Below are 1,176 nucleotides of genomic sequence, written 5' to 3' on the forward strand. Positions count from 1 at the left end.
CAGTATTCATTGAGCCGTTTCGAAAGAAACAACAAAACTTTAATTGAAGAGTTTGATCATGGCTCAGATTGAACGCTGGCGGCAGGCCTAACACATGCAAGTCGAGCGGTAACAGATTGATAGCTTGCTATCAATGCTGACGAGCGGCGGACGGGTGAGTAATGCCTGGGAATATACCCTGATGTGGGGGATAACTATTGGAAACGATAGCTAATACCGCATAATCTCTTCGGAGCAAAGAGGGGGACCTTCGGGCCTCTCGCGTCAGGATTAGCCCAGGTGGGATTAGCTAGTTGGTGGGGTAATGGCTCACCAAGGCGACGATCCCTAGCTGGTCTGAGAGGATGATCAGCCACACTGGAACTGAGACACGGTCCAGACTCCTACGGGAGGCAGCAGTGGGGAATATTGCACAATGGGGGAAACCCTGATGCAGCCATGCCGCGTGTATGAAGAAGGCCTTCGGGTTGTAAAGTACTTTCAGTTGTGAGGAAGGCAGTTAAGTTAATAGCTTAGCTGTTTGACGTTAGCAACAGAAGAAGCACCGGCTAACTCCGTGCCAGCAGCCGCGGTAATACGGAGGGTGCGAGCGTTAATCGGAATTACTGGGCGTAAAGCGCATGCAGGCGGTCTGTTAAGCAAGATGTGAAAGCCCGGGGCTCAACCTCGGAACAGCATTTTGAACTGGCAGACTAGAGTCTTGTAGAGGGGGGTAGAATTTCAGGTGTAGCGGTGAAATGCGTAGAGATCTGAAGGAATACCGGTGGCGAAGGCGGCCCCCTGGACAAAGACTGACGCTCAGATGCGAAAGCGTGGGGAGCAAACAGGATTAGATACCCTGGTAGTCCACGCCGTAAACGATGTCTACTTGAAGGTTGTGGCCTTGAGCCGTGGCTTTCGGAGCTAACGCGTTAAGTAGACCGCCTGGGGAGTACGGTCGCAAGATTAAAACTCAAATGAATTGACGGGGGCCCGCACAAGCGGTGGAGCATGTGGTTTAATTCGATGCAACGCGAAGAACCTTACCTACTCTTGACATCCAGAGAATTCGCTAGAGATAGCTTAGTGCCTTCGGGAACTCTGAGACAGGTGCTGCATGGCTGTCGTCAGCTCGTGTTGTGAAATGTTGGGTTAAGTCCCGCAACGAGCGCAACCCTTATCCTTGTTTGCCAGCAC

At 51.9% G+C, this 1,176-nt stretch carries 1 rRNA gene; it reads left to right on the forward strand.

From position 1 onward, the window contains the following. Positions 1-40: 40 nt before the first annotated feature. Positions 41-1,176 (forward strand): 16S ribosomal RNA (locus PMAL9190_RS19895); the annotation flags it as partial.

Origin of the sequence: Photobacterium malacitanum (assembly GCF_900185615.1) — a bacterium.
GTDB lineage: Bacteria > Pseudomonadota > Gammaproteobacteria > Enterobacterales > Vibrionaceae > Photobacterium > Photobacterium malacitanum.